Raw genomic sequence first — 1,498 nt, 5'->3', positions numbered from 1 at the left:
CAAATATTCAGTGACTGATACACCGCATTCGCGAGCAAGCCCGCTCCCACATTTTTGACCGCATTCAGCCCAGAGATCAGGGCAGGTCGCGACTCGCGTAAAACGCCCCCAACACCTTCACCAGATGCGCCAGGTCATGGCTGCCGCACAGCTCGCGAATGGAGTGCATGGCAAACGTCGGCAAGCCGATGTCCACGGTGCGCACGCCCAGGTGGCTGGCGGTGATCGGGCCGATGGTCGAGCCGCAGCCCATGTCGCTGCGCACCACGAAGCTCTGCACCGGTACTTCTTCGGCCATGCACAGGTGGCGGAAGAACCCGGCGGTTTCGCTGTTGGTGGCGTAGCGCTGGTTGCTGTTGACCTTGATTACGGGCCCGGCGTTGAGCTTGGGGCCGTGATTGGCGTCGTGCTTTTCGGCGTAGTTCGGGTGCACGCCGTGGGCGTTGTCCGCCGAGACCAGCAGGGACTTCTGAATGGTGCGTACGAATTCATCCCCTTCCGGCAGCAGGCGGCGCAGGGTCTGTTCCAGCATCGGGCCATCGGCGCCGCAGGCCGAGCAGGAGCCGACTTCTTCGTGGTCGTTACACACCAGCACGCAGGTTTCATCGGTTTCGCTGGTGAGCAAGGCTTGCAGGCCGGCGTAGCACGACAACAGGTTGTCGAGGCGCGCGCCGGCGATGAAGTCGCCATTGAGGCCGATCACCGCCGCGCTTTGCGTGTCGTAGAAGCTCAGCTCGTAGTCGAGCACCACGTCGGCATTCAGCCCATGCTCGCGCGCCAACTGCTCGGTGAGCACGGCGCGGAAGTCCACGCGCTCGTCGCCGGCAAACTGCGCGAGGATCGGCGGCAGCTCGGTCTGGGCATTGATCGCCCAACCCTGGTTGGCTTCACGGTTCAGGTGGATGGCCAGGTTGGGGATGATGGCGATGGGCAGCTTGAAATCGATCAGCTGGCTTTCGACCTTGCCGTCACGGCGGAAGGTCACGCGGCCGGCCAGGGACAGGTCGCGGTCAAACCACGGCGCCAGCAGCGCGCCGCCGTAGACTTCGACGCCCAACTGCCAGAAGCCCTGGCGTTGCAGCTCGGGCTGGGGCTTGACCCGCAGGCACGGGCTGTCGGTGTGGGCGCCGACCAGGCGGATACCGCCTTGCAGCGGCGAGTGGCGGCCGAGCTTGAAGGCAATGATCGAGGAGTCGTTGCGGGTCACGTAATAGCGCCCGTTGGCCTCGGTGGCCCAGGTTTCGCGCTCGTCGAGACGCTGGTAGCCGGCGGCTTCCAGGCGCTGGGCCAGGGCAGCAGTGGCATGAAAAGGAGTAGGGGAGGCCTTGAGGAAGTCGATCAGGCCTTGATTCAACGCTTCGCGCATAAATAGCTCCAGACAGCAATGCGCGGAGTTTACCGTATTGGTTTCACTCGGTGTCTAGAACTGACGCAGAACTAAATGTGGGAGCGGGCTTGCTCGCGAAGGCGGTGTGTCAGTCAACATTTTTGGTACTGA

At 63.3% G+C, this 1,498-nt stretch carries 1 protein-coding gene; it reads right to left on the bottom strand.

Translation table 11 applies throughout. From position 1 onward, the window contains the following. Positions 1-76 precede the first annotated feature (76 nt). Positions 77-1,366: a M18 family aminopeptidase gene (locus NUV89_RS29625; protein WP_017737533.1), complete on the bottom strand. Its 1,290-nt coding sequence runs from the start codon at positions 1,364-1,366 to the stop codon at positions 77-79. Between the last annotated feature and the right edge of the window lie 132 nt (positions 1,367-1,498).

The organism is Pseudomonas sp. 18.1.10 (assembly GCF_024655625.1).
GTDB lineage: Bacteria > Pseudomonadota > Gammaproteobacteria > Pseudomonadales > Pseudomonadaceae > Aquipseudomonas.
Note: the sequence above shows the minus strand (reverse complement) of the source record. Positions and strands in the feature narration are given on the sequence as shown.

Bases quoted from the DNA above. Each gene is read 5' to 3' on its own strand.
- NUV89_RS29625 (WP_017737533.1), bottom strand. From the start codon at position 1,366: ATGCGCGAAGCGTTGAATCAAGGCCTGATCGACTTCCTCAAGGCCTCC.